General features: G+C 41.4%; 13 protein-coding genes. 12 read left to right on the plus strand and 1 reads right to left on the minus strand.

Annotation, left to right across the window (positions count from 1 at the left end; genetic code table 11):
• The first annotated feature begins 10 nt into the window (after positions 1-10).
• From rhaM to HS960_RS23165, 12 genes are all read left to right on the plus strand, one after another.
• Entirely contained in the window at positions 11-322 is a 312-nt protein-coding gene (rhaM, locus tag HS960_RS23110) for an L-rhamnose mutarotase (protein ID WP_153844232.1), read from the plus strand.
• 12 nt (positions 323-334) lie between these two features.
• Positions 335-3076 carry a glycosyl hydrolase gene (locus HS960_RS23115; RefSeq protein ID WP_182330705.1) on the plus strand — a complete coding sequence of 914 codons (2742 nt, stop codon included), beginning with the start codon at positions 335-337 and terminating at the stop codon, positions 3074-3076.
• 227 nt (positions 3077-3303) lie between these two features.
• Positions 3304-6477 carry a SusC/RagA family TonB-linked outer membrane protein gene (locus HS960_RS23120; protein ID WP_182330706.1) on the plus strand — a complete coding sequence of 1058 codons (3174 nt, stop codon included), beginning with the start codon at positions 3304-3306 and terminating at the stop codon, positions 6475-6477.
• Positions 6478-6481: 4 nt separating this feature from the next.
• The gene (locus HS960_RS23125; RefSeq protein WP_182330707.1) at positions 6482-7987 is read left to right on the plus strand and encodes a RagB/SusD family nutrient uptake outer membrane protein; all 1506 of its coding nucleotides are present in this window, start codon (positions 6482-6484) and stop codon (positions 7985-7987) included.
• A gap of 284 nt (positions 7988-8271) precedes the next feature.
• Entirely contained in the window at positions 8272-11400 is a 3129-nt protein-coding gene (locus HS960_RS23130) for a SusC/RagA family TonB-linked outer membrane protein (protein ID WP_202883711.1), read from the plus strand.
• A gap of 30 nt (positions 11401-11430) precedes the next feature.
• Positions 11431-13509 carry a RagB/SusD family nutrient uptake outer membrane protein gene (locus tag HS960_RS23135; protein WP_182330708.1) on the plus strand — a complete coding sequence of 693 codons (2079 nt, stop codon included), beginning with the start codon at positions 11431-11433 and terminating at the stop codon, positions 13507-13509.
• A 198-nt stretch (positions 13510-13707) separates the two neighbouring features.
• On the plus strand, positions 13708-14769 hold the full coding sequence (locus HS960_RS23140; protein WP_182330709.1) for a glycoside hydrolase family protein: 1062 nt from the start codon (positions 13708-13710) through the stop codon (positions 14767-14769).
• Between the two features lie 132 nt (positions 14770-14901).
• The gene (locus tag HS960_RS23145; RefSeq protein WP_182330710.1) at positions 14902-16302 is read left to right on the plus strand and encodes a glycoside hydrolase family 28 protein; all 1401 of its coding nucleotides are present in this window, start codon (positions 14902-14904) and stop codon (positions 16300-16302) included.
• A gap of 104 nt (positions 16303-16406) precedes the next feature.
• Entirely contained in the window at positions 16407-19994 is a 3588-nt protein-coding gene (locus tag HS960_RS23150; protein WP_182330711.1) for a DUF4450 domain-containing protein, read from the plus strand.
• Between the two features lie 76 nt (positions 19995-20070).
• A complete protein-coding gene (locus HS960_RS23155; protein ID WP_182330712.1) occupies positions 20071-22227 on the plus strand; it encodes a hypothetical protein in 2157 nt (718 codons plus the stop codon).
• Between the two features lie 35 nt (positions 22228-22262).
• Complete coding sequence (locus HS960_RS23160; protein WP_202883712.1) at positions 22263-22463, plus strand: glycoside hydrolase family 88 protein; 201 nt, start codon at positions 22263-22265, stop codon at positions 22461-22463.
• A 429-nt stretch (positions 22464-22892) separates the two neighbouring features.
• Positions 22893-23930, plus strand: coding sequence for a GntR family transcriptional regulator (locus HS960_RS23165; protein WP_153844223.1), 1038 nt, complete (start codon positions 22893-22895; stop codon positions 23928-23930).
• A 197-nt stretch (positions 23931-24127) separates the two neighbouring features.
• Here the strand turns inward: HS960_RS23165 and HS960_RS23170 are convergent, their stop codons facing one another.
• Positions 24128-24700: a DUF4136 domain-containing protein gene (locus HS960_RS23170; protein ID WP_153844222.1), complete on the minus strand. Its 573-nt coding sequence runs from the start codon at positions 24698-24700 to the stop codon at positions 24128-24130.
• Positions 24701-24921 lie beyond the last annotated feature (221 nt).

Below are 24921 nucleotides of genomic sequence, written 5' to 3' on the forward strand. Positions count from 1 at the left end.
CTTAAAAGAAATGGAGAAAATAGCATTTAAAATGAAATTGAAACCGGGAATGTCTGCGGAATATAAGCGGAGACATGACGCGATCTGGCCAGAATTAATAACCTTATTACGCGAAAATGGGGTGTCTGATTATTCCATTTTTTTGGATGAGGAGACAGACACTCTATTTGCTGTTCAATATTTAGCAGGACATTCGTCACAAGAGTTGGGTAAGGAAGCTATTGTTCAGCAATGGTGGGATTATATGTATGATATCATGGAAGTACATGCCGATCATTCTCCAGTATCGGTCAGTTTGAAAAAAGTATTTCACCTAGATTAGGCCAATTGTAACATGAAGAAAATTTATATATCATTAGTGCTTGCTTGTAATCTGTTGGCTGTCGGTCGAACGATGGCGCAGGATTTATGGCCAGCAGTTACCAAAGAAATGAGGCCTTGGACGCGTTGGTGGTGGCTCGGTTCGGCTGTGGACCGACCTAATCTCGAACGCGAATTAACCTTATTTGAAAAAAGTGGTTTTGGTGGAGTTGAGGTAACACCTATTTATGGCGTTAAGGGATTTGAATCCAGCTACCTGAACTTTCTTTCACCACAATGGATGAATATGTTGGGGGTAACAACGGATAAGGCCAATGCCTTGGGCATGGGAGTGGATATTAATTTGGGAACTGGTTGGCCATTTGGGGGACCTCAAATCAAAGAAAAGGATGCCGCTACCAAATTGATCTTAGATGAATTTGAATTAAAAAAAGGTGAAAAAGTCACCTTTCCCTTAAAGCCTAAGGATCCTAAACAACGTTATTTCTTTTTGCAGGCATTACGGGCATTTAGAGCCGACAATAGCGAGATTAATCTGGATGATCATATTTCAAAGACTGCTGGAACATGGGAAGCCCCTACCGATATTCGTTTAATAGCTGTCTTTTCTGGTAGAACAGGGCAGAAAGTCAAACGTGCCGCTCCGGGCGGAGAAGGATATACGTTGGATCACCTGGGGAAGCATTCTGTGGCATCTTATTTCAATAGATTTGCCGAAGCTTTTCAGGACAAACCATTGCATGTACGTGCTTTTTTTAACGATAGCTACGAAGTATACGGTGCGAATTGGACGGATGAGTTTTTGCAATCATTCGAACGGATAAAGGGATATAGGTTACAGGATCATCTCCTGGATTTTGCAGGTAAGGGCAAGGATGAAGCTAAAACAGCAGGCCTTAAATCCGACTATCGTGAAGTTGTAAATGCATTGCTTGCCCAGAATTTTTTGATCCCGTTTACGAATTTCGCCCATCGTTATAGCGCGATCTCAAAAAATCAAGCGCATGGGTCTCCAGGAAATCTGATTGATTTGTATGCGGATACAGATATTGCGGAGTGTGAAACCTTTGGATCCAGCAGTTTTGATATTCCCGGATTAAGACGGGATACTGCTGATATCCGTAATGTGGATCCAGACCCCATGATGGCGAAATTTGCGACGTCGGCGACAAATGTATACGGTAAAAAATATACTTCTTCGGAAACATTCACCTGGCTGACGGAACATTTTAAAACTTCTTTGTCACAAACGAAACCAGAAGTCGAACAACTATTCCTTGCTGGAGTGAATCATGTATTCTATCATGGGACAACCTATTCGCCGAAAAATGTACCTTTTCCAGGATGGTTGTTCTATGCTTCCGTTAATTTTGTTCCACAAAATTCGTTCTGGGACCACCTTACCGGTTTGAATCAATATATTACACGTGTGCAATCTATCTTGCAATCTACGCGTGCTGACAACGAACTGCTGGTATATTGGCCCATTTATGATATTTGGAATAATACCAAGGGAATGGATAAGGCATTAAAGGTTCATGATGTTGACGAGTGGTTACATCCGACGCAATTTTATAAACAAAGTGTTCAGCTGCAGAAACGGGGCTATAGCTTTGATTTTGCAACAGATAAAATTCTGGCGGGAACTACAGTAAACGACGGGAAATTACAAACCTCAAAGGATGCGATCCCTTATCGAGCAATTTATATACCTGCCTGTCATTATTTTTCTGAAGTGACACTGCAGAAAATCCTGGAAATGGCCAACCAAGGCGCAACTGTCATCTTCCAGCAATTACCGCAAGAGATTCCTGGATATAGCCAATTAGAGGAACGCCGTACACTGTTCAATAAATTAATTGCATCGCTAGGTTTCGAAAAGGATAAAGCGAATCAGTATACAGCTTTTGGAAGAGGCAAAATCTATCTTACGACAGATGTCAATTCGGCACTCGAAACAGAAGAGATCGCACCAGAACGGATTAACCAAACAGGGTTGAAGTTTTCACGCAGAGCCGCTGGTAAGGACAGGTATTATTATTTGGTCAATCATAGTGGACAGACCGTTGATCGTAATATTACACTAAATGCACAGGCTTCACATTATTCGCTGTTGGATCCTCAAACTGGGCAGACATATCAGTTGCCATCAGCTAACGGCAAAATACGGGTGCAGATTCCATCTGGCTATTCCTGGATAGTTCTTGCCTCAGCGCAACAGGCCGGAGAACCCTTTCGTTATCAGGACGAGTTAAACCAAGTGGCGCAATTGGATCGCGATTGGAAAATGAGTTTTATTGCTGGTGGACCTGTTTTACCAAAGGCTAAAAAGCTTGACCACCTCTCCTCCTGGACAGATTGGGGAGACCAAGATGCTGTCAATTTTTCCGGAACAGGGGCTTATGAAACAACAATTTCGATCAATAAGGATCAATCAAAATCCTATCTACTGAAGTTGGGACGTGTTGCGGAAAGTGCAAAGGTCTACATCAATGGAAAGGAGGCAGGTTTGTTATGGTCAATTCCGTTTCAGCTAGATATTACAACAATGCTTGTCAATGGGGAAAATAAGATTCGCGTAGAGGTCGCCAATTTAATGGCAAACCGTATCAGCTATTTAGACCGTAAAAAAGTTGCCTGGCGAAATTATCACGAAATCAATTTTGTCAATATCAATTATAAAGATTTTGAAGCAAGCGCCTGGAAGCCCATGGAAAGTGGTCTGATGGGGCCCGTGACCATTTGGAGTTATTAAAAGCAAAAAGCAGTAAGCACTATTGAAAGCCTCGTATAAAACGAGGCTTTTTTTTGACATTACTTTTTACAATTTCGATCGTTAAAATGTACAAAATGGAGTGCGTTTTGAGTTTTTAAAATTTGCAATTGTCTGGTTATCATGTAAGTTCAGGACAGTTAATCAAATGAGTTCTTTTAAATTGATTTACCAATATAAATCAGATTAATAATTAAAAAACTCAATCCATGAAAAACATAATGCGATATGGGGCCATAGTTGTGGCTCAAATGGCTTTTACGCATGTATTGTATGCACAGGGGACATTGACGGGAAAAGTTGTTGATAATAAAAATCAGCCGATCAGTGGCGTTACAATCCAGGTAAATGGCAAAAATGAAGGGGCAAGCGGTCAAAATGGTGATTTCAGTATTCATGCAAAATCTGGTGACAACATTGTATTTCGTTCTGTGGAATACCAGCAGAAAGAAGTCCGCGTATCAACATTAGCATTTCTACGTGTTGAGTTGTTGCCGAAACAAGAAGCATTGGATGAGGTTGTCGTCATTGGCTATGGATCCCAAAAACGAACTAACCTTATAGCTCCGGTTTCAAAGTTTAATGCTGAGAATCTCGATGAGCGCCCTATTGCACGGGTTGATCAAGCCCTTATCGGACAGATGTCTGGTGTACGGGTTAAGCAATCTACAGGTGTTCCCGGAAAAGGGTTAAGTGTTCAGGTCAGGGGATCGGGCTCTATTACCGCTGGGAGTGAACCCTTGTATGTCATTGACGGTTTCCCACTGTCAACGGCTTCGCAAAACGGCTCGGGAAACTATGCCTCAGGAAATCCGCTGGATAATATGAACCCCAACGATATTGAATCTGTGGAAGTCCTAAAAGATGCATCTGCAGCTGCAATTTATGGATCCCGGGCAGCAAACGGAGTTGTTTTGATCACCACAAAACGCGGGAAGAGCGGCCAGGCTAAAGTAAGTCTCAATTCATACGTAGGCATGTCCGAGGCTTATAAAAAATTGGATATGTTAAATGGTGAAGAGTGGATAGATAGAGCGGTGGAGATGATCAATGCACAATGGGAAGCCTCGGGTACCGGAAGGCTGGCAAGCCAAAGCAATGCCGAACGACGGAAAATATTGGGACTCGCCGACGGGACATATAATACATCTTATATGTATGATGACCGTTGGCTGGAACCCGGACATCCCGGGCTTTACCTTATCAATTGGCAAGACGAAGCGTATCGAAAAGGAGTGATACAAAACTACCAGGTTGCGGCTTCGGGAGCGACAGAATTTGTCAATTATTATATCTCGGGGAATTACCTCAATCAACAAGGTATTGTGAAAGGTTTGGATTATAAAAACTATACTGCCAGAGCTAACGTTGAAGTAAAACCGAATAAAAAATTCGCATTTGGTTTAAACTTAGCACCTACCTATTCTATCGGAAATGACCCCGGAGTGGAAGGAAAGGATAATATCATGCATCAGATTTATTCGATGTCACCTGTTCAGGACCATCCTGCTGGAACAGTAAACGTTTTTGACAATGAAAAATATCCTTGGAGTACTTCAACAAATGATCCCATTGCCAAATTGAATTATTATATCGGGGAAAACAAAATTTCACGTTTACTGGGGACAGTTTACGGACAGTACAATATTCTTGATAACTTCAATTTTAAGACTACAGTTAATTTGGATCAAACCGATAGCAGAAGTAATAGATTTCAGCCCTACACTGTAGGCGGAACTTTGGCTAACCGAACCAACAACCCGAATCAAGCTACCTATGGCTCCAACAGTGTGTATCGAAAGCAAACTTTTGTAAACGAGAATACGTTAAATTATCATCTCAATTTTGACAAACATGATATTACCGCTTTGCTGGGGCAAGCCTATAATTTTGATAAACTTGAAACTTCTTCCATCACCTCGCAGGGAGGTTATACCAATAGTTCTATAGCAACTTTGAACGGTGCAGTTGCTACAGTTGCCTCAACAGGCGCAACACAAAGTGTCTTGCTTTCTTATTTTGGGCGTGTCCAATATGCCTATGACGGTAAGTATTTGCTTTCTGGAAGTATTCGTCGGGACGGCTCATCGCGTTTTGGATCCAATACAAAATGGGGCTGGTTCCCATCGTTGTCCATGGGCTGGCGTCTGTCACAGGAGAGTTTTATGAAACCAGTTACCTTTATCCATGAGCTGAAATTACGCGGAAGCTATGGTGAATCAGGGAATAACAATATAGGTGATTACAGTAGCATTGCCTTGTTGGGCTTTTATAATTATTCGTCAAATGGCCTTTCCGTTTCTGGACAGGCGCCAAGCAATATCATTAATCCGGATCTAAGATGGGAAAAATCGCGGACTTATGATGTGGGATTGGATTTTGGCCTTTTGGGTTCCCGCATTACAGGATCATTTGACTGGTATACCCGGAAGAGCAGTGATTTATTGCTAAATGTTCCCTCCATGCTTTCGACAGGTTTTTCTTCCTATTTGGATAATGCAGGAGAGGTGAAAAGTAAAGGCTGGGATTTAGAGATCACGTCCCATCAGGTCAGAAAAGCAGATTTTTCATGGTCTACTTCTTTTAATATTAGTCATAATTCCAATAAAGTAACAAAACTTGATGGTGAGCAAAAGGAGATTTTAATACCGTCCTCATTTGATATCCAGCATAGTCTTTTACGGATTGGCGAGCCGATGTATAGTATTTATGTCGTTAAACAAGACGGCATATTGAGTCAAGCAGACATTGATGCTGGGGCTGCGTTGTATGGTAGCCAAAAGGCAGGTGATCCAAAATATGTGGATGCCAATGGAGATGGTGTGATTGATGCGAATGACCGTGTGATTGTGGGGCATCCAAACCCGAGCTATGTATGGGGGATAACCAACAACTTTAAGTATAAAAATTTTGATTTGAGTTTTATGTTCCAAGGCCAGAATGGTGGTCATATCTATTCCTTATTAGGACGTGCCTTGGGACGTACCGGTCAAGGATCATCAGACAATGCGCTTGGATTTTATAGGGATAGATGGCGTTCGGAAGGGGATCCTGGAGAAGGTCGTGTTGGAAAAGCTTATTCAACGTTTGGACGGATTAAAAATACAGATTGGCTGTATTCGTCGGACTATTGGCGTTTACGCAACGTCACTCTTGGTTATAATATCAAAGACCTGAAATTGGGGAGTCAGTCCAAACTTAGTTTGGTCCGTTTATTCGTGACATTGGAGAATTTTTGGGGAAAGGACAAATATGACGGGGGTGTGAATCCGGAATCTTCAAACACAAATCTAAGCGGAAGCTCTGATTACCCCGAGGCGGGTGATTATGGGGGCCTGGCAATTCCAAAGACAGTGACATTTGGTTTAAACGTAAATTTTTAGAACGATGAAAAAATTGAGCCTATTTTTTTTGATAGCAGGTCTATTGGGATCTTGCAAAATGGATCTGAACCAGCAACCAATTTCGAGTGCTACTTCAGATACCTACTTTAAGACAGCAAATGATTTTATTCAAGGATTGAACGCTATATATAACAGTACACGAGGATATCCTGATCGCCTGATGAATCTCTCGGAAACACGATCGGATAACTTGTACGCAGTGTCGGACGGCGGAGTGCGTGATTGGGAAGGGATCAACAGTTTTCATAAAACGATTGCGAGTAACCCCTATGTGATAGAAGCTTGGCAAACAAATTTTAACGGCATCTTTCGTGTAAACAATTATTTGGAACAACTTGCGGCGAATGGTTCCACGGCTATTATTGATGAAAGCCTTCGCAATAGAATGGAAGGCGAAGCCCGGTTCTTGCGTGCATTTTTTTATTTTGATTTGATCCGATACTTTGGCAAAGTGCCACGGATAGACAAGGTGGTATCCGCCAGCCAAGCTAAAAGCATTGGCCGGAGTAACGTGGAGGAGTTGTATGCGTTGATTATTGAAGATCTGAACAAAGCAATTAATGCGCTGCCTGCACCCAGTGCGTACGCTGCTGCAGATAAAGGCCGTGCCAATAAATACGCCGCAAAAATGTTGCTTGGCTTGGTCTATATGACACGGTCAGGACCCACATTGGGCGTTGAAGGTGCGGGTTTGAACAGTAACGAATGGGGGAAAGCGGTGGAGCAGTTCAACGAGGTGATCAACAGCAATGAATTTAGTTTGCTGACCAGCTATAATAGCATTTTTGATTACGGTAATGAGCGCAACAAGGAAGTGATTTTTAATATTGAATATTCAAGCGGCGCTAATCCTGTTGTTGGGGCAACATTTCCTTGGGTGCTTGTGCCTGATAATTGGTTCAATTCACTCGGGCTAGCCACGCAAGGAGGCTTAACAATCAGGCCAGTATCTGATGACCTGCTTAAGCTGTATGATACAGGTGACAGCAGAAAGACGTTCAGTATTCAGCAAGGATATATCTATGGCAATGTTGCTGAAACAAGATCATTTGTTAAGAAGTTTGTAGACCTTACCAAAGTGCCTGCAAATCGAATGGATTGGCCGATCAATTATATTGTATTCCGTTATAGTGATTTGCTATTGCTAAAGGCGGAGTGCATATTGAATGGCGCCTCTGGGAACATTCAAACGGATGTAGATGCGGTCGTCAATCAAATCAGAAAACGCGCCGGATTGACAACTGAGCTGACGAATGTCACTAAATCACAGCTGATGGACGAACGCAGAAGGGAGTTTATTGGCGAAGGGGTGCGATGGTTTGATCTTGTCCGCAGTGGTAGTGTCGAATCGGTCATGAAGGCTTGGATCAGGAAAGAGGACGTCGCAAAGCAGATGTTAGATTTTCAAGTCAATTATGTCCTATATCCGGTGCCACAGTCAGAACTAGACAATAGTCCGGGCTTGTATACACAGAATCCCGGATATTAATATTTTAATTGATTTAATCGCCCTTAGCATTTAAGGGCGATTTTTTTATTTTTGGCGCCAGCTAATGACAGGATTGAACAGGATGGTTATTACAAATCATCCTGTTACTTTTAACCAACATTATAAGCCTAAGGGGAAATCTGATTATTTTTTTAAGCCAGTCGTCCTATAAAGCAATAAGTAAAGATCATACAACATTTTCATTATCTCGTATAATGAAAACCGATTTTCACTACCGAAGATCAACAAGGGAAAGAATAAAATAATACCTAAATAATACTTTAATGATAAACTATTTAACAATTAGGTTTGATCATCATGTAAAGAAGTACACTTTTTTGCTGTTTATGGCGATGTTGTGTACGTTAAATTTATTTGCTCAAACTACGAGGACTGGAAAGGTAAATGATGAAAAAGGTTCACCTGTTCAAGGTGTGACAATACAGGTAAAAGGCAAAACCATGACGGTAAAGACCAATGCCGATGGGTCATTTACCATCAACGCGCTGCCATCGGATGTATTGGCCTTCAGAAGCCTTGGTTTCGAATCCCAAGAAATTTCTGTTGGTAGTCAAAATAACTTCAATATAGTTCTTGCACAAAAGGTCGATGTCATGGACGAAGTCGTGGTGGTTGGTTATGGCACGATGAAAAAGAAGGATGTGACGGGTTCAATTGCCAGTGTGGGCGAAAAAGAACTGAAGGCAATGCCCGTGAAAGATGCATTGCAGGCAATGCAGGGTAAGGTGGCTGGTGTTGATATCACTTCGAACCAACGTCCAGGAACAACTGGTAGTATAACGATAAGAGGTGTGCGATCGATCACTGCAGATCAGGGACCACTGTATGTAGTCGATGGGATGGTATTACAGGCCGGTGGCATTGACAATATTAATCCGAGTGATATAGAGACCATTGATGTCTTAAAAGATGCTTCTGCAACAGCTGTCTATGGTTCACGTGGAGCGAACGGTGTTGTTTTGGTTACGACCAAGCAGGGAAAAAAGGGGCGTTTAATGTTGAATTATGCTGGTACGGCAACGTTTGAGAAAATGTATGATGTCACAGAGTACATGGATGCTGCGGAATGGTTGGAGTACGCACGTTTAGCGAAATTCGGAACAACGACACCAGATTATGCAAAGGATTTTTCTAAATGGGGATCTGTAGCTGCCTCATGGGCAAATATTGCCAAAGGTTGGACTAGTAACAATACCGTATGGGATCCAAGCCTAGTCGGTAATTACGATTGGGCAGATCTTGGACGTAAAAATGCTTTATCTACCGAGCATACTTTAAGCGTCTCAGGTGGAGGGGAAAACTCCAAAGGTTATGGTTCTTTTGGTTATCTCAAGCAAGATGCTACACAACCCGGTCAGAAATTTAATCGCTATACCTCAAAAGTAAGTTTTGAAGCTACGCCAACAAAATGGTTTACCATGGGAGCTTCAATAAACACATTCTTCTCCGATCAAGATTATGGCTATAATTTCTCTAAATCTGTAACAGGTGCAGGTGACTATTACAGTGCTTTACGAGGTATGTTACCTTGGACAGTTCCTTATGATGACAATGGAACCTACCTGAGAAATCCTGCGGCGGGTGATATCAATATCATCAATCCAATTAATGAATTGGAATATAATACCAATCAACGTCAGACTTTTGGCGCGAATGGTAGTTTCTTTAGCCAATTGGATTTTGGACAGATTTATGAACCATTGAAAGGTTTAAAATATCGGGTGCAATTTGGACCTGAGTTTAGATATTACCGGTTGGGGTTAGCAAATGCAGCCGAGGGAATAAATGGTGATGGAAATAATGCGGTGACTTATTCAACAAACCGCAATTTAGCTTGGACTTTAGACAATTTGATCTATTACGACCGCGATTTTGGAACAGATCACCACCTTGGTGTTACTTTGCTGCAGAGTTCATCCAAGTATAATTCTGAATCAAGTAATATGAAAGCCACGGATGTGTATAGTGCTGGAGAATTATGGTATAATATTAATTCTGGAGGTTTTATCGGTAGTTGGGGAACGGGCTTATCTGAGAGACAGATGGAATCCTATATGGCTCGTGTAAATTATAGCTATAAGGATCGTTATATGTTAACTGCTTTTGTGCGTTGGGATGGATCTTCGGTATTGGCACCGGGGCATCAATGGAGCTCATTTCCTTCCGTAGCTGCATCATGGCGCATTGATCAGGAAGATTTCATGAAAGATGCACGCTTTGTCAATACACTAAAATTGCGTTTGGGAGCTGGTATTGTTGGTAATGCCGCAATTGGACCTTATCAAACGAAAGGATTATTGACGCAAAATTTTTACAACTGGAGCGCGACGAATTCAACACCAGGATATGTTGCTTCAGATCCTTCTGCTGCTAATCCGCAAAAAATGGCCAATCCCGAATTGGGCTGGGAACGTACGACCCAATATAATTTGGGTATAGATTATGGCTTTCTAAATAACCGAATCAGCGGTGCTTTAGACATGTATAAAACGAAGACGAATGATCTGTTATTGGCCATGACGCTAAACTCTGTTTTAGGCTATGGTGCCACAATGGCAAATGTTGGTAAGACTTCAGGCTGGGGGATTGACCTTCAGATCAATACTGTCAATGTTAAGAATGATAACTTTCAGTGGAATACGACTTTAACTTGGTCCAAAGACAAGAATAAAATACTCGAATTGAATAACGGACGAAAAGAAGATTTAACCAATAACTGGATTGTTGGTCAGGAGATTCAAGTCCCTTATGATGTGGTTTACGATGGTATTTGGAAAACCTCAGAAGCAGAGGAGGCTAAAAAATATGGCGCTAAACCCGGACAGATCCGTGTGAAGGATATTAGTGGTCCAGATGGTGTGCCTGATGGCAAAGTAGATCGCAATTATGATAGACAAGTGTTGGGATCCTATCGTCCAAAATGGTCTGGCGGGATTATGAATACATTCACCTACAAAAACTTTGACTTATCTTTCTTTATTTTCTCGCGTTGGGGACAGACCATAAACGCTGGAGCTGCTACGTTGGATGGTCGTTATATGCAACGCAAATTGGACTACTTTATTCCGGGCGTTCATGAAGATGCTGAATATTATCAGCCAGGCTCAAATGGTGAAGCGGCAGATCCTTGGAACTCTTCCATGAATTACCGTGACGGATCATTTATCAAGCTAAGAAATGTAAGTTTAGGTTATAATTTTCCGAAAACAAAATTACAAAAACTTGGCATCAGTAATTTTAAGGTTTATGCACAGATCATGAACCCGGCGATGTTGTATTCAAAAGTGGATTTTCTGGATCCAGACTTAGCAAGTTATAATAATAATACAACGCAAGCCGGCTCCTCCATCACCACAAGAGGAGCAGTGATCGGCGTGAACATAGGATTTTAAGCAGCAAAAGGATTTAAAAAATTGACTCTCATGAAAAATTATAAAATATTAGTTGCTTCAATGTTAGGTGCGGCAGGATTATTAGTATTGAACGCCTGTAGTAAAGACTTTTTGAAAGAGGAGCAGATTACCATACCGGATACAGACTATTTTAAAACTCAGGCAGGGCTAGATGATTTAGCAACAGGTGTTTACTCCAAATTGAAATTTAAATATAATTATACCTGGGGGATGGCCCTGTTCAATCTAGGTGTAGATGAGTTTACGGATGCAAATAATGCTTCCCCAAGCTTTAATAGTTATAGTATGGATCTTAATCCTGCTGAATCAACTTATGGTGGTGGAAATATTCAGCCGGTGTTTGATAATATGTATAGCGGTATCGAATCGGCCAATACCCTGATTCAAAACGTACCCTTATATTATGATAAATCCAATGCCAATTATAATACACGTCTTGGCGAGGGATACTTTATGCGGGGATATTTCTACTTACAGCTGATTGTACAGTTTGGTGGTGTCCCCCTGAAATTGACCCCGACCGAAAAGGTTGAATCCTATTTTACAAGAGCCTCAGAGGATGCCTGTTTTGCACAGGCCATAGCGGATCTTGAGCAGGCTTATACGTTGTTGCCGGCTTCGGCGACAGAATTTGGGCGTGTAACAAAATCAGCTGCAGCACACTACATTGCTAAAGCACGATTGACTCGATCGAGCGAGCTATATGCCTCTTGGAATTCAAAATATACCGCAGAAGACTTAGATGCTGTCATCAAATATGGAACGGAGGTCGTGGCGGCACATCCCCTGGTAGATGATTACGTAAAACTATGGGATTATCAAAAGGCCAATAGTGCTAACGAAAAAGTCTCGGAGGTTGTTCTGTCGGCACAGTTTTCGGACGATCAGGCAACCTGGGGACGTTATGGAAATCAGATCCATCTTTACTACCCTGCTGTTTATCAAGATTTAGGAGGAACAAGCCGCGATATCTCCGGCGACCGTGAATTCTCTTATGCACGTACCACAAATTATACGCTGGATGTATTTGACAGGGTGAATGATTCACGTTTCTGGAAATCCTTTATTACGATGTATGGTGCCAATAATACCGCTAATGCCCCTGTCTGGACTGCAGCTAATGCATCGCTTGGGCCTGAAGGAACTGTTGTTGGAACGAAGCGATTTAAAGGTGGAGAGCTGGGTATTAAATACATTGTGAACAACGCTGGCGATACACGCTACAAAGCAGTGGCCAGTGATGCAACAGGAGTTCTTAAAAATGGCGTGATGCAGAATCCGCATACTTTTGTACGTTACTTTCAGGGAGAACCTCAAGCTTGGGTGGGTCAACATGGAAATAACGGATACTTTGGTGTTCAATCACGTTATGTGGCGCTTTCGAAGTTCAGAGATGGCTATCGGGTTAGTATAGCGTCTGCCAATGGTACGCGAGATGTTATTATGGCGCGCTCGGCGGAAGATGTCTTAATGGTAGCCGAAGCCTATATCCGTAAGGGTGAAGGTCAGTACGCGAATGCAATCCAGTGGATCAATAAATTGCGCAGTCGTGCTGGCTATAAAAATGGTGAAGACCGAGCGAAGAATGTCGACGGCGGGCAAGCCTACAAGAATAATTCCTATGCTGTTGGAAAGGGCGGCGGCTTTTCTGCGGAAGGAGCAATCTATTGGGAAGGAAACTCATACTACGAATCCAATAATGATATTGCGAAAACTACGGCCTCTTCCGAAACACAGATGCTGATCAATTCTGTCGCTGACATTTATAATTCAGCAGTTGATGCGCCAATCTACGAGAAATTGGGTGCAACAAGCAATGCACAGAAAATGATGGCATTTTTGTTGAATGAACGCACACGTGAATTGTGCGGTGAACTTTACAGATGGGAAGATTTGGCGCGCACCAAAACATTGGAAGCGAGATGGAAAGCCTTTAATGATGGTTATGTACGCGGGAATACAGTCTTTAGTCCAAATACACATTACTATCGACCGATTCCGCAATCTTTCTTGGATGCAACAACCAATGAAAGTGGTGCCGCATTGACGCCTGCAGAAAAACAGGCTATGCAAAATCCAGGCTATTAATTTTTGATGGTAATAAACGTGAACCTGACCTACCTGTTCTGAATGGAATGGGTAGGCTTTTTTTTGTCAAAATGTAAGCGATTGCAGGATAGCGCAGGATAGGGAATATTGCTGGTTTTGGTATCTTTCGGTTTGATTCTCATTACATTGGGAATCGGAATAAACCAAATTATAGATCAACGGAAGGGAAATGTTCACATGGATAGAAGAGTCTTCTTAAAATCAAATGCATTTTTGTGGGCGATGATGGTGTTACCTTTAGATACGGCAGCTAAAAAGGGTATACTGGAGTCTCCTTATTTCAAATTGAAACCGATTGGAAGATCCTTACAATTGGTAGATTACTTTATTTGGTGCTCATCTCCGATTTGGGGCGACGATGGTAAGGTTCATCTTTTTTATTCACGTTGGCGAAAGGAAAAAGGGATGGGAGGCTGGATCAAAGGTTCCGAGATAGCGCACGCAGTTGCTGATTCTCCCTATGGAACATTCCAACATAAGGATGTTGTTCTACAACCTCGGGAAGGATTTTGGGATAGTACAACCTGTCATAATCCACTGATAAAAAAGATAGCGGATACGTATTATCTTTTTTATATGGGAAATTCCAACGGAAAGACAGATACCAAAAGGATAGGTGTAGCAACGGCGAAAAACCTGGATGGACCATGGAAACGACAGGATAATCCAATCTTATTGCCTGGCGTGGAGGGGGCATGGGATGATCATTGTACCACAAATCCAGCATTTCTAAAAGGTAACGATGGTAAATTTTGGTTGTATTATAAATCTTGGAATACTGCTGAATATCTGCGGGATAAAGGTCCTGTCAGAGGAAATCGAAAGTATGGATTGGCCAAAGCTGAACATCCCTTGGGACCATATGTTAAAGTATCAGAGCATCCGGTAATTGATTTTTCTGATCGCCCGCTTAATGCACAGCTTGAAGATGCTTTCGTATGGAAACAGGATGAACAGTATTGTTTATTAGCAAGGGATATGGGGTTTTACAATCACGAAGATGGATTGATCTTAAAATCATCAGATGGCGTTAAATGGTCTGAACCGCAAGTGGCTTATCTAGGTTTATCGACCTATATTCAGGAACCGCCCCCACCAGCCAACTTGAAGCGCTTTGGCAGGCTTGAAAGACCTATGATCCTGATGGATAAAATAACGGATAAACCGCGTTTCCTTTTTGGAGCCACCCAAGGCGGAATAGCAGAAACTTCGACAGCCTTTGTATTTGAGATCGTGTGAAGAGTCTGCGATAATCGTGTTTAATTCGAGAAAATAACTGCAAAGTTTTGCTTCTGTATGTTGAAGATCGATACAAGTGAGCGGAATTTGACAGCTGATATAACAAGTATAACCAGAAACAATTATAAGCCAATGAAACAGATTTTTAGTATGCTCCTCGCAATTTTTGCATGCGTAGCAAGTCAAGGGCAACAAATAACCTGGACCAGTGCAAAGCAACCCTTAAAGGAAATTGAACAGCTTAAAAAGATTATTGTTGCTCCTACATTTAAAAAGAAAGATTATTCCATCGCTGATTTCGGTGCTATTGGAGATGGCAAGACAAAAAATACTGTAGCCTTTAGAAAAGCAATTGAAACGTGCAATAGGCAGGGTGGAGGACGTGTGATAGTCCCAAAGGGAGTCTATCTGACCGGTGCAATCTATTTGAAAAGTAACGTTAATCTTCATGTCAGCGAAGGGGCAACTGTACTCTTTAGTCGAGATAGTGCTGATTATCCGATGGTATTCACGCGTTGGGAGGGTATGGAATGTATCAATTTTTCTCCTTTCATCTATGCGTACAAAGAAGAGAACATTGCCATCACAGGAAAAGGATTGTTGGATGGAAATGCCGATAATGATCATTGGTGGTATTGGTGTGGTGCCCGAAAATATGGATGGCACGAAGGCCGCCCTGGAGAACAAAAGCCTGCCCGGGCAATTTTGCATCAGCAGATGGCTGAAGAGATGGATCCGCATAAAAGAGTATTTGGCGACGGAAATTTTCTTCGCCCCAATTTTGTTCAGCCTTATTTATGCAAAAATGTCTGGATTGCTGAGGTCAAGCTGATTAATTCTCCGATGTGGAATCTTAATCCTGTCCTATGTGAAAATGTATTGATTGAAGGTGTGAAAGTGGTAAGTCATGGACCTAATAATGACGGCTGCGATCCTGAAGCAAGTAAAAATGTATGGATCAGAAATTGTTATTTTGATACCGGGGATGACTGTATTGCTATTAAATCGGGACGAGATGAAGATGGCCGCAATATTGGTCGACTTGCGGAGAATCATATCATCGAAAATTGTGAAATGAAAGATGGTCATGGCGGCGTCGTTATCGGTAGCGAAATTGCAGGCGGAGCCAGAAATATCTATGCGCTCAACAATGTCATGGACAGTCCAAATTTGGATCGGGCTCTACGGATAAAAACCAGTTCCAGCCGAGGTGGGATCATTGAGAACGTTTTTTTTTATAACACGGAAGTGGGGCAATATAAGGAAGCGGCTGTACGATTTAATATGTTTTATGAAAAACCCGGAAAACATATTCCGACGATTCGCAATATCTGGGTCGAAAACCTTCATGTTATAGGTGGCGGAAAGTATGCCGTGCTCTCCACGGCGTACGAATCTTCACCTATAACTGATTTTACGATGGTTAATTGTAAGATTGATGGTGTAAAAGAAACGTTTAAAGTTGATTACCTCAAGAATGTCTCGCTCAAGAATGTCATTGTCAATGGAAAAGAAATCAAATCTTTCGATTAACATAACGTATAAATCGATGGAAAGTATAAACTCCAGTGACTAAGAAGTAGCTAACGGTCATTAAAAAAAACTGCAAACAGCTAATTCATGAAATAATTATTGATATGATACGAAAGTATTTGATTTTTTGCGGTTTGCTAGTTGGGGCTGTCCTGGAGATAGCTGTTGCCCAGTCAAAACATTGGAAAGATAACGACCGTGTACTGCATTATACCGAGGATAAGGGAGATTTCTTACTGGTGAATGGGCGATATCGATTTAATCGCGCTCTTTATGGTAATAACCTGGCATCCCGTGTAGAAGCAGGCGATTTACCTGAATTTGCGCTGTACATGCCGGGGATGGCAGGGAACTTACAATTTGTCCTCAGCAATAAACAGCAGCGAAAAAAAATGATTGATGCTGATCATATTGAGACAAGATATCGACCCGGAGCGATGTATTATCGCATCAAAGATGCTTTACTTGGAAATGGTTATATCGATATCGTTGTGATGGCGCAGGCCGATGCCGAAGGGATGATCGTAAAATTACAGGCGACGAATATTAAACCCGATGCACATCTTTACGCTGTCTATGGGGGAGCTAGCGGAAAAACATTCAGTAGAAATGGCGACATAGGCGCGGATCCAGAATCGGGGTTTTATCTTCTTCCTGCATATTGTGAACACAATCAATATACACTGGAAAAAAATAGTTTTGGACTTAAGTATCAAAATAAGAAAAATGAGCCCCAATTTATTCAGGGTAGTTTTTCAGGACTCTCAGCACTACGGATGTCAGATGCTACCGTTTTGGATGATCTCGCTAATCTGACCAAAACGGAGAATAAGGGTAGTCCTATCCTTGTCGGGAAATTTATGCTGACTAAAAAATCAAGTTATATTCAAATCGCTAAAGGGAAGCGTTCTGCTGCGGAATTTTCTGAAGGCTCATTAGAAAAGATTTATGAGCTAGCGGATCAGAAAAGGGTTTCGTTGGCTAGTCGGGTTAAAATAAACACACCGGATCGATACATTAATAATTTGGGGGCAGCGCTTTCGGCAGCCGCTGATGGAATTTGGGAATCGCCTACTTTCTTGCATGGAGCTGTGGCATGGCGTATGCGTTTGAATGCCTGGCGGGGAGCTTACACCGCAGATGTATTGGGATGGCATGACAGAGCGAAAGAACATTTTTCGAGTTATGCGAATTCGCAGGTTAGAGAACCCGCTGCTGGACGGGTGGTGATGGATACAACTTTGCACTTAGCTCGACATTTGGAAAAAATGGGTACTTCTATGTTTTCAAGCGGCTACATTTCTCGGAATCCAAATAATAACACGGTACCCCATCACTACGATATGAACTTGGTATTTATCGATCAATTGTTGTCACATTTTAATTATACGGGAGATATTGCTTATATCAAAGAGATGTGGCCAACGCTGACTCGGCATCTCAACTGGGAAAAGCGAAATTTCGATCGAGACAATGATGGCTTATACGATGCGTATTGTGCAATCTGGGCAAGTGATGGTTTACAATATTCCGGTGGCGCGGTCACGCACACAACCGCCTATATGTACCGTGCCAATCAAATGATGGCCAAACTCGCAAAGGTAATAGGTGAGGATGCGACGCCCTACCAACAAGAAGCAAATAAGATTCAAAAAGCGCTAAAAGATCGACTTTGGCTGCAAAAGAAAGGTCATTTTGCCGAGTTCCAGGATGCGCTTGGCAATCAGCTTATACACGAAAATGCTGGTTTGTGGACCATTTATCATGCCGCAGACGCTGCTATTCTAGATGATTTTGAAAGCTACCAAAATCTCCAATATGTAACTAATTATTTGCCAAAGATTCCTATTCATGTCAAAGGACAGGAACAGCATGACCTGTATACATTGCCGACGACGACATGGCAGCCTTACACTTGGTCGGTCAATAATGTTGCTTTGGCAGAGAATCTACAGACAGCATTGGCCTATTGGCAATCTGGTCGGGCGGATGATGCCTATCAGCTCTGGAAAAGTAACCTCATGGAAAGTATGTATCATGGGATCAGTCCCGCCAACTTTCAGCAGCTTTCCCACTATGATGCATTTAGAGGCGAATTATACCGTGATTTTGCCGACCCAATTGGTGTAGCATCTCGTACATTAGTCGAAGGATTATTTGGCGTGCATCCACATCTACTGGACAAACAATTGTTTATTAAACCTGGTTTCCCATCGACATGGAATTTTGCACAGATTGAAATGCCGGAATGGAGTTATACGTACAAGAAAACTAAAACTGCTATTACATTTCAGATTAACACGCGTTATGCGATGCCCGTAAAACTTGCTTTGGAAGTTCCCGTAGATTTTACCCAGGTGAGTGCTGTTAAAGTCAATGGAAAAGAAGTCAAGTGGTCATTAAAATCTTCCGCTATAAATGGGGCATGTATTGTTGTTGAATCTGAAGCTGAGCGGAATTTCGACATCACGATAATGGGGGATGGTAAACTCGAAAAGATGGATACCAAAAATGTGGAGCAAGTATTCACCGATCAATGGGCTTTTCCCTTACCTGCTAACACCCAATTGTTGGAAAGCTACGATCCTCAAGGAATTATCCAAAAGAAAGCCGGTCACAAATTTTCTTTTGTCCAGCATGAGCGGGTAGGAACCTTTTTTGTGAAGCTTAAACAGGGAGCTATGGTTTGGTGGCAGGCCGTTGATATTCGGCTATTACCGCCTATAAATTCAACTATTCTGCGTAAAGAGCTAAACTATTTTTTGACGATGGAAAACCGTTCTGCTCAGCCACAACAACTGGCAATTGATCATCAGGATTTTCAAACAGCCTTCAGCTTGAGATCAGGAGAAATAAAGAAATTGGAACTTCCCATCAATATCTTTTCAAAGGGAACAAATAGCGTTAATCTGGTTGTGGGAACTTATCGCCAAACAGTAGATTATATCGATTGGAATATCGATGATAAACCTGATTTTTTAGCGGAAAATTTATCGAGTTATTACAATGCGCGTTTGACGGATATCTTCCAACAGAAATATCTTTCGCCAAGACCGGAAGGGCCAACCTTGCAGCTGCCTTGGCAGGGAATAGGCAATTGGTGTTATCCATTGACGACGGCAAATATTGACGACAGGGGAATCATGAAAAAAGGCAAGCAAGGGGATCTAATATACCTTGGTATTCCGTTTCAGCTAAAAAATGACTCCAAAAATGTGGTCTTTGTCAGTCAGTGGGATAATTATCCAAAAAGCGTCAAAATACCTTTAGCCGGCCAGGCCAGCAAAATGTATCTCTTGGTCGCCGGTTCTACAAATCCGATGCAATCCCAGCTTATCAACGCCAAGATTAAGGTCAATTATACTGATGGAACTTTTGATACGCTAGATCTCATCAATCCTATTAACTGGTGGCCTATCGAACAGGATTACCTCGATGATAATCATGCTTTTGAGCTCCCCGATGAACGGATTCCTTATCGAATCAGTCTGAAGTCTGGAGAGCTTTATAAGGGCGGAACCTGGAGTCGTTATACCGATATCAAGGGGTATAGCAATCGTGCCATTGATGGTGGAGCAGCTTCATTATTGGATTTGCCTCTAAACAATAAAAAGAAACTTCAATCAGTAGAGCTTATTGCCGTAGCAAACGATGCGGTCATCGGTCTGATAGGTCTCACTTTAATGCGATAGATAAATTGAGAATGTACTCCGAAATTTCCGGAGGAATCTTGAACACGAATATAGTATGCATAAAAATCCAATATAGATGAAAAAGAAGTTTAGTATTATTTTCACTTTCCTTGTAAGTGTCCTAGGTCCTATGTTGGTTCTAGCTCAACAAGGAACCAAAATTAATCGGGAAAATGTCGTTAAAAGGCACAATGTTTCCAATCATACCATGGATACATTAGCTTCGCTCACAGTTGGTAATGGTGCCTTTGCCTATACGGTCGATGCTACAGGAATGCAGTCTTTTCCCATTTATTATAAAAATGGGGTTTCCTTGGGAACACAGTCAGAGTGGGGATGGGATTCCTTGCCCAATACAAAGAACTATAAATTCGAAGAAACATTAAAATCCTACGACTTTAACAACGAAGGGCGGAACGCGCAATATAGTATCCAATTGAAAGAACCGGAACGCAATGCAGAAGCTGTAAACTATTTTAGGGAAAATAAACACCGTCTGCAATTGGGTAATGTGGGCTTGGAACTTTATTTGAAAAACGGGCAACGGGCAACTGCACAGCATATCCAGGCTATTCGACAGGAGCTGAACCTTTGGACGGGTATTATCACAAGTGAATTTCAAATTGAAGGAGAACCTGTTTCTGTAAAAACCACATCGTATCAAAGCAGTGACCGCGTTGCAGTACATGTCGCTTCGCCATTGATTGCACAGCAAAGGCTGAAAATATTTGTACACTATCCTTACCCAAGCGGAAAATTTTTGGATGAAGGTACCAACTATGATCAGGTGAATGATCATAAAACAACGATCGTAGCTCAATCTGCAAATGTTGCAGTGATAAATCATCAGTTGCAGGGAGCCAGTTACTTTACACAATTGGATTACTCACAGGGAACTTTAAAAAATACGGCTTCACACTATTTTGTGTACCAACCAGCTCCTGAGGTCAAAGAGTTTGATTTTTCATTTGCATTTGCGCCCACAAACAACTTTGATAAGAAGAGGATCCAGTATATTGATGCAGCAGGTGAAAGTGCAAGGTCCTGGAAGCATTTTTGGGAAAGTGGTGCTGCGGTTGACTTTGCGGGTAGCACAGATCCAAGAGCCAATGAGTTGGAACGAAGAGTTGTACTCTCTCAATATCTGACAAAAGTACAATGCGGAGGAAGTAATCCACCCCAAGAAACAGGTCTTACTTTTAATAGTTGGTATGGAAAGCCACATACGGAAATGCATTGGTGGCATGCTGTGCATTTTGCATTATGGGGACGTCCTGAAATTATGGAAAAAACATTGGATTATTATTTTAGGACCTTTGAAAAAGCGAGAGAACTCGCAAAACGACAGGGCTATCAAGGGGTTAGATGGATCAAAATGTCCGATAACGAAGGGAATGAAAGCCCCTCATCTGTAGCTGCATTTTTAGTTTGGCAACAGCCACATATTATCTATATGACCGAATTGGCCTATCGGGACAAAAAGGATTTCGCTGTCTTAAAAAAATATAAGGATCTCGTATTTGCCACAGCTGATTTCATGGCCGACTTTGCACATTATGATCAGGCAACGGGTCGTTATAATGTAGGCAAGGGAGTTATTCCTGCACAAGAAGTTTTCAAGGCTTCCGAGACGATGAACCCGACGTATGAGGTCGCCTATTGGGATTGGGCACTTCGTATAGCGCAACAATGGAAGGAGCGTCTGGGAGAACCAAGAGTGACCAAATGGGATCAAGTTATTGAAAAACTGGCCCCCTTACCAAGTAAGGACAACGTCTACTTGGCCACTGAAACTGCTCCCGATTCTTATACGTACGATCGTTGGATGACGGACCATCCCGCGGTACTCGGTGCATTAGGGATGGTTCCTGAATCACCGAAGCTAAATAAAGCGGTGATGAAAAACACACTGGATGTCGTTTGGGAGAAATGGCATTGGGAAAAGACTTGGGGGTGGGATTTTCCCATGACGGCCATGAATGCTGCTCGTCTGAATCTTCCCAATAAAGCGCTGGATGCATTATTTATGAATGTCCAAACCAATACCTATCTCAAAAATGGACATAATTATCAAGATGGACGCCTGCGGATCTATTTACCAGGCAATGGTGGGGTGCTCACGACCGTAGCGATGATGCTTGAAGGGTGGGACGCTTCCAACAGTGATTTACCAGGGTTCCCAAAAGATGGCTCATGGGTTATAAAAAAAGAAGGATTTAAAAAAATGCCCTAATATGATGAAGAAAATAATATTACTATTGCTTTTGGGTGGAAAAGGGATGGAACGCAATTTCTAAAGAATCACTGCAACCGAACGGATTTTTGGGATATGTGCAATCGACAGGAAAAGAGCCCAAAGATGGCCAGCCTGTTACTGTTGATAAAGTTTCAGATTTTGAAGATTATGGGCTTGGTTGCTTCCTCCTGGCTGGAACTGAAATATATAAACTTGTAGAAAGCTCTATGTAATGTTGGATTTGATGAGTTGATTGAAAACATGAAATAAAAACAAAGGCGCATTTCAATTTGAATTGCGCCTTTGTTATTCAGATGCTTGTTGCTGACTAATATGCAGAATTGTTCTTTAAGCAACGTAATCAGTATTTGTGCAATATTTAAATATACACCTTCATCCTACACAGAAGAGGAACATTAAATTGAACTGTCCATTGAAAAATAACATACAGTGCAGGATGATGAAATCGGACACATTTTATAGTATTGTAATAACCAATATAGCTTATTACGTTGGAGAACGAATCCGTGAAAATGATGCTAAGGCGACAGGTCCTTTTATTATGAGATGCATAGAGGCTGGGTTTTGAAAAGCGAGTTTTAAGTGTTTTTTTAAAATATTTATAAACAAATCGTTAATTTTATAATTAATAAAATCTAACAATGACCAATTCCGTAAATCAATTTTTAAAAACTTTAGAAATTAGCGATTTTTCTGCCACACCTAAGTATTTGCAATTGGCAAATACGATTATCGATGCTGTTAAAAATGAGACATTGGTCAGAGATGATATGCTCCCTTCTATTAATGAGTTGAGTGCATATTTGGAAATATCACGTGACACTGTCGAAAAAGCGTACCGTTATCTTAAGAAAAATGAAATTATAGCATCTAATCCTGGAAAGGGGTATTATGTAAACAAAACGGATGTCGAGTCCAAACTTAAGATAGCACTCTTTCTAAACAAACTAAGTGCCCATAAAAAAATAGTATACGATTCCTTTGCAAAAGAGCTGAGTGATTATGCCAACCTGGATCTATTTGTATACAATTCAGATCTATCGTATCTGAATACATTGTTGGGAAGCTTAACGAAAACATATGACCACTATGTTCTATTCCCCCATTTTAAAGAGGGAAGGGACAAAGCGCCAGATATCATCCGTAAGATTCCGGCAGAGAAACTCATGTTATTGGGTAAATTCATCGAAGATGTGCCCGGAGATTTTCCTGCAGTCTATGAAAATTACGAACATGATATTTATTCCGCATTGGAGGAAGCTAATGAAGTGTTGAGTAAGTACAAAAACTTAAAACTTGTATTTCCTGATTATAGTGATTTTCCAAAAGCCATTATCAAGGGGTTTTATAAGTTTTGCCAGCAATATGCATTTGAACACGAGCTCGTATCCGATATTGATGAAGAGAAAGTAGCGAAAGGAACATGTTACATCAATATTATCGAAGATGATCTGGTAAAATTGTTGAACAAGGTTATTCAGAAAAAACTCGTTATAGGAAAAGATGTTGGTATCATATCCTATAATGAAACTCCATTGAAAAAGTTTATCCTGAATGGTATTACAACAATATCAACTGACTTTGAAATGATGGGAAGAATGGCTGCTGAGTTGATTATCAATAAATCTAAAGATCGGGTTGAAGTGCCTTTCTACTTAAAACTAAGACCTTCTGTTTAGTCTTAATGGGTACCTCTGTCAAGGTACAAATGATCATGAAGCTGATTAGTTCTTTATGTTTCCGCAGGCGAGCGGGCGGTAGTGAATGGAAAAGACGATTCTTTTACTCGAGGAACAGGCTAATAGAAAAAGCAAAAGGCTGATCTACTTAAATAAATCAGCCTTTTGCTTGTGTATGTTGCTTTTGAAAACTTCGTTTATTTCTTTATTGTTTTTACAGGGAACAAGTCAATAACACCTTTTGCAACCTTGCTGATGTTATTAATTGCTTTTTCTGGATTGTCAACATCGCCAGAACCACGTGCCTGCCAGATCACTGCGTTTGTTTTACGATCGATGGCTTCGATAATCAAATGGCCATAACGATAGCGTTCTTTTGCAACTGGGTAATAACCGCCGCCATAGTAATATGGTGAAAACCATGGGCGGTACCAGCCCCAGGGGCCACCCCAGCCGTAATAACCGCCGCCACCATAGACCAAACGGCTTTTATTGTTGACAATGGTAATATACCGAAATAGTAAATCAGGATTATCTTTAGAATATTGTAGGCCCTTTGCCTCCAGCGCAGTATTCGCGGCATCCAGGATATTGGCTTTGGCGATATCGTTGTCAAAATAAGACTTCGAAAGCGAGTCTACCGGAGGTAACCAAGCATACGTCTTGAAAGGAGTAAAATCCATCTTTTCTACCCGAGTGGTATTGTATTGATAAGACGAACATGATGCGAGTGCAACGCAAAGCACCAAAAATAATAGAATCTTTTTCATCGTAGTAATTTATTTATCAACTGTGATGAATCTACCATGAGTATTTTGGCGCCGCATTGGACAACCGCACTCATGATGGTTCATGGCCTATATGGAACTTATATTTATTTAACTAATTTGTTCTTATTCTTTATCCGCATACCTTTCAATTGTAAAAATAGTACAGTTGACGGTCTTCATGGCAATTGTTTTTTTACCGTCCGGGATGCTACCATCCTTTT

It is taken from the genome of Sphingobacterium paramultivorum (assembly GCF_014109745.1).
Lineage (GTDB): Bacteria > Bacteroidota > Bacteroidia > Sphingobacteriales > Sphingobacteriaceae > Sphingobacterium > Sphingobacterium paramultivorum.

What these genes read in the sequence shown, in the direction of transcription:
- rhaM (WP_153844232.1), top strand. Translation starts at nt 11, where the DNA reads ATGGAGAAAATAGCATTTAAAATGAAATTGAAACCGGGAATGTCTGCG.
- HS960_RS23115 (WP_182330705.1), top strand. Translation starts at nt 335, where the DNA reads ATGAAGAAAATTTATATATCATTAGTGCTTGCTTGTAATCTGTTGGCT.
- HS960_RS23120 (WP_182330706.1), top strand. Translation starts at nt 3,304, where the DNA reads ATGAAAAACATAATGCGATATGGGGCCATAGTTGTGGCTCAAATGGCT.
- HS960_RS23125 (WP_182330707.1), top strand. Translation starts at nt 6,482, where the DNA reads ATGAAAAAATTGAGCCTATTTTTTTTGATAGCAGGTCTATTGGGATCT.
- HS960_RS23130 (WP_202883711.1), top strand. Translation starts at nt 8,272, where the DNA reads ATGATAAACTATTTAACAATTAGGTTTGATCATCATGTAAAGAAGTAC.
- HS960_RS23135 (WP_182330708.1), top strand. Translation starts at nt 11,431, where the DNA reads ATGAAAAATTATAAAATATTAGTTGCTTCAATGTTAGGTGCGGCAGGA.
- HS960_RS23140 (WP_182330709.1), top strand. Translation starts at nt 13,708, where the DNA reads ATGGATAGAAGAGTCTTCTTAAAATCAAATGCATTTTTGTGGGCGATG.
- HS960_RS23145 (WP_182330710.1), top strand. Translation starts at nt 14,902, where the DNA reads ATGAAACAGATTTTTAGTATGCTCCTCGCAATTTTTGCATGCGTAGCA.
- HS960_RS23150 (WP_182330711.1), top strand. Translation starts at nt 16,407, where the DNA reads ATGATACGAAAGTATTTGATTTTTTGCGGTTTGCTAGTTGGGGCTGTC.
- HS960_RS23155 (WP_182330712.1), top strand. Translation starts at nt 20,071, where the DNA reads ATGAAAAAGAAGTTTAGTATTATTTTCACTTTCCTTGTAAGTGTCCTA.
- HS960_RS23165 (WP_153844223.1), top strand. Translation starts at nt 22,893, where the DNA reads ATGACCAATTCCGTAAATCAATTTTTAAAAACTTTAGAAATTAGCGAT.
- HS960_RS23170 (WP_153844222.1), bottom strand. Translation starts at nt 24,700, where the DNA reads ATGAAAAAGATTCTATTATTTTTGGTGCTTTGCGTTGCACTCGCATCA.